General features: G+C 64.5%; 5 protein-coding genes. 2 read left to right on the forward strand and 3 right to left on the reverse strand.

All coding sequences use genetic code 11. The features are described 5' to 3' along the window. On the reverse strand, positions 1-557 hold a 557-nt coding region (locus EN750_RS21705), incomplete at its 3' end, for an FAD-dependent oxidoreductase (RefSeq protein ID WP_145967824.1). Positions 558-691: 134 nt separating this feature from the next. Here EN750_RS21705 and EN750_RS21710 point away from each other — a divergent pair. Continuing rightward, a complete protein-coding gene (locus tag EN750_RS21710; RefSeq protein WP_127397602.1) occupies positions 692-1309 on the forward strand; it encodes an XRE family transcriptional regulator in 618 nt (205 codons plus the stop codon). Between the two features lie 125 nt (positions 1310-1434). On the opposite strand, the gene EN750_RS21715 is transcribed toward EN750_RS21710, so the two are convergent. Next, a complete protein-coding gene (locus EN750_RS21715) occupies positions 1435-2430 on the reverse strand; it encodes an ornithine cyclodeaminase family protein (protein ID WP_127397603.1) in 996 nt (331 codons plus the stop codon). 127 nt (positions 2431-2557) lie between these two features. Between EN750_RS21715 and EN750_RS21720 the strand changes: the two genes are divergently transcribed. Next, positions 2558-3019, forward strand: a complete 462-nt coding sequence (locus tag EN750_RS21720; RefSeq protein WP_023813853.1) for an Lrp/AsnC ligand binding domain-containing protein — start codon at positions 2558-2560, stop codon at positions 3017-3019. Here the strand turns inward: EN750_RS21720 and EN750_RS21725 are convergent. After that, entirely contained in the window at positions 3016-3915 is a 900-nt protein-coding gene (locus EN750_RS21725) for a LysR substrate-binding domain-containing protein (protein ID WP_127271872.1), read from the reverse strand. The two genes, EN750_RS21720 and EN750_RS21725, sit on opposite strands and share 4 nt — an antisense overlap. Positions 3916-4088: the final 173 nt, after the last annotated feature.

Raw genomic sequence — 4088 nt, forward strand, 5'->3', positions numbered from 1 at the left:
GCGCCGGCACTGGTGGTGACGCTGAAGCCGTTTGCGACGCGAGAAATCTCCAGCACTTCCTCGCCGGTGCGGATCACGCCGCCGCCGGCCTTGAGCGCGGAGGCTGAAGCCGCAAGCATCTTTCCCGTGTCGACATCGAGCGCGCCGGGTTCATGCACGCCGCCGCAGGTGGTTGCCGTGGCGATGACCGGCACCAGCGCGGTGACTTCTGCTGCTGACAGGCGCCGTACGCTCGGCACCAGCGCCTGCATCTCGGCCGCCATGCGGTCGACGGCTGCACTGTCTTCGACACCGCCGACGTGCAGCGCGCCGCGCCGGTGGGCGGCGAAGCCGCCATTGATGATCGCCTGTCGGCTGGCCAGCGACAGCGCCCGCACCAGCGCATTGCCATAGGTTTCGGAAAACAGCGCCGCGGAGCGGCCGCTGGCGTGATAGCCGAGATGCGGCTCGCGCTCGAGCACGGTGATCTCGGCCCAGGATTGCACGGCCGCCGCCAGCGAAAGGCCGGCAATGCCGCCGCCGATGACGACGATTCTTTGGAGAGACTTGGACTGCATGTCCTAGGGGTAGAAATAATTTCGTATCCAGTCAATATTTAGCGTATAAGAAAATTGTAGCGTTGTTGATGGCGGCAGGGAGTTGGACTACCTAGGGTGAAGAAGCGGCCCGGTGGCCGCGCCAGGAGCTGACGATGTCGGAGCAACCGAACCTCGGTGATTGTCTGCGCGGCTTGAGGAAGACGCATGGCTGGACCTTGCAGGAGGTCAGCACGCTGACCGGCGTCGCGGTGTCGACGCTGTCCAAGGTCGAGAACGACCAGATGTCATTGAGTTACGACAAGCTGCTGCAGATCTGCGAGGGGCTGGGCATCCATGTCACCGAGCTGCTGAGCGGCGACCGCAAGCAGCCGTCTGCGCGCACCCGCCGGTCGGTGACCTCTCAGTCCAACACGCTGCGCCAACTGACCCGCAACTACGATTACCGCTATCTGGCCACCGATCTGGTGCGCAAGCGCATGGTGCCGATCCACGCCTATGCGCGCGCCCGCACGCCGCAGGAATTCGGGCCGCTGACCAGGCATGCCGGCGAGGAATTTTTGATCGTGCTCAAGGGCGAGATCGAGCTGCACACTGACCAGTACGCGCCGGTGCGGCTGAAACAGGGCGACAGCGTCTATATCGATTCCACTATGGGTCACGCCTACCTGTCGGTGTGCGAGGGCGACGCCGAGATGCTGTGCGTCTGCTCCGGCGACGAGCCTGACATGGAGGGCGCGCTGCTGAGCGTGCTGGAGACGGTGGAGGGGTAGGGGCTGGTCCCAACCCTCCACGTTGGTGCCGCCCCTCATCTGGCTGCCGCCATCTTCTCCCGTAAACCGGGAGAAGGACGATCCTATCGACGGGCGGCGCTGGCTCCAACAATTGAGCGGCTCCGCTACAGCGCAACTACACGTCCCATTCCCCGCCGAACCGCCTCGCGGTAGGCGAGGTCGGCGGCCACCATGTCTTCCATGGCGACGCCCATGGCCTTGTAGACGGTGACCTGATCGGCGCTGACCCGTCCCGGCCGCCGCCCGAGCAGCATGTCGCCGAGCTCGATTCCGGCTTTCGGATCAATGCCCGCCAGTTCGCAAGAGCCGACCGGCGTCTGGGCAAAGGCGTCCCTGGTCTCGACGAACAGGCTGGCCCGGCCAATAAGCTCGACCGGCAACTCGCCACCGGGCGGTGCGACGCCAACCGACGAGACATGGGTGCCCGGCCGCACCCATTCGGCCGAGATCACCGGCGCATAGGAATGCGTTGCCAGGCAGACGACGTCGGACGAACGCACCGCGGCCTCTATATCGGCGACGGCAACGACGCCGGGATGTTGCGCGGCAAGCGCCTGCGCATCGGCGAATTCCTTCGAGACGACGCGGATCTCGGTGAAGTCGCGCACCAGCGGCAGAAGATGCAGATGCTGGCCGGCCTGCACACCGGCGCCGACCACCGTCGCGACCTTGGCGCCGCGGCGGGCGAGTTCACGCACCGAAAGCACGGCCGAGCCGGAGGTGCGCACGGCGGTGATGTAGGTGCCGTCCATGACGCAGACCGGCATGCCCGTCTGCGGGTCGAACAGATGGATGGTGGCGAGGTGGCTGGGGATGCCTTTGGCGACGTTGCCCTCGAAGACGTTGACGATCTTCACCGTCAGATGCATGCCCGCTATCCATGCCGACATCGCCAGCGAATAGCCGGCCTGCGGAACATCGAGCTGCGGCCGTGCCGGATTGACCACCTTGCCGCCGGACAAGGCCTTGAAGCCGCCAGCGAGCACGTCGAGAAGCTGGCGCAGGTCGATGCAGGTTTTCACCTCGGCCTCGCTCAGGATGAGTACGGGCATGTCACCCTTGGCCTGGGCGCTGCGGGAGATCGATATCGCTGATGTCATGGGATACGCTTTCGTTGTCGGTTGCACGACAACGGTATTGCGGTCTGGGAGCGTGATGAAATATACTGCTTTTGCTATTTTGGCGTGATTATCACGTTTTTTCCGGTCAAAAAGTGTGAATCCTGAAATGGACGATCTCGACCGTATCGACCGCTCGCTGCTGCGTTTGTTGCAGGAGGACGGCCGCCGCACGACGCTCGATCTGGCGCGCCGGGTCGGTCTGTCGCCGACGGGGGCGACGCAGCGCGTCAAGCGGCTGTTCGCCGAAGGCTTCATTCGCGCCGTGCGCGCGGTGCTCGATCCTGCTCGGATCGGGCAGGCGCAGCTCGTCTTCATCGAGGTGCGGCTCGACCACACGGCGCCGCATGTGTTCGACCGCTTCGCCGAGGCGGTTCTGCGGGCGCCCGAGATCATCGAATGCCACATGGTGGTCGGCGGCTTCGACTATCTGGTCAAGGCGCGCATCGCCGACATGGCGATGTTCCAGGATTTCCTGCAGCGCGTCATCCTGCCGCTGCCCGGGGTGCGGGAGACACACACCTACGCTTCAATCGCCAATGTGAAGCCCGACGCCTTGCTGCCGATCTAGAGCGGCGGCCTTTCTCCCGCATCCAGCAACCATTGCCGCACGGCTTGCGTCGGCTCGGGGTGGCGCTGTTTTCTCGGCATCACGACATAAAAATCCTGCGTGCCGCGCATTTCGCCGCTGACGGGCTGAACCAGGCGGCCCGTGGCGAGATCAGCGGCTACGAGGAAGCGGCTGGCCAGCGCAATGCCCTGGCCGGCGACGGCCGCGTCGATGGCCAGGCCCGTCTGGTTGAAGCGCATCCGTTTCAATTCGGTCGTCATCTTCAGGCCGACCGCTTTCTCCATGAATTCCGGCCACAGATTGTGGGCATCGTGCAGCAGCACATGGTGCTGGATTTCGGAGGCTGCGATTTCAGCAACACCTTCCGGCAGCAAGGCCGGGCTGCAGACGGCGACGATCTGCTGGGGAAACAGCAGGTCGACGATCAGCCCAGCGCCGAAGGGCGGGCGGCCTTGCCTGACCGCGATGTCGACGCCATCGGCTTGAAAGCTCGATAGGCTCTCGCTGGCCAGCACGCGCAAATCGACCAGCGGGTTGTGCGCGACGAAGTCGTGCAATCTCGGGATCAGCCATTTGGTAGCGAAGCTCGGCGTCACGCTGATCGTCAGCCGCGCCGGCTCGGGACGAAGCAGCAGCGTCGCCTCCGAGATCAGGTCGAAGGCGCGGCGGATATTGGGGACATAGGCGCGGCCCTCATCGGTCAGCGCCAGGCCGCGCGGCAGCCGCTCGAACAGCTTTGTGCCGAGATCGGCTTCCAGCCCGCGAATGTGCTGGGCGACCGCCCCTTGCGTGACATTCAGCTCTTCGGCGGCGATGCGGAAGTTGAGATGACGCGCCGAGGCTTCGAAGGCGCGCAGCGCATTCAACGGCGGCAGGCTGAGGAAGGCTTCGGGCATGCAGGAGTTTTTCTACAGGTTGATTTCAGGCATTCTGGTTCGAACCAGCGGGGAAAACCAGCTATATCAGCGCTCAGCTCCCGAAAACACCGCTTGCGGTGCCCGCAAGCCCTGAGAGGAAAATCCGATGAGTGTAGAAAAAGTAGCTGTGGTGGTGGCCGGCGGCAGCGGCA

The sequence above is a fragment of the Mesorhizobium sp. M7A.F.Ca.ET.027.03.2.1 genome (assembly GCF_003999175.1).
GTDB lineage: Bacteria > Pseudomonadota > Alphaproteobacteria > Rhizobiales > Rhizobiaceae > Mesorhizobium.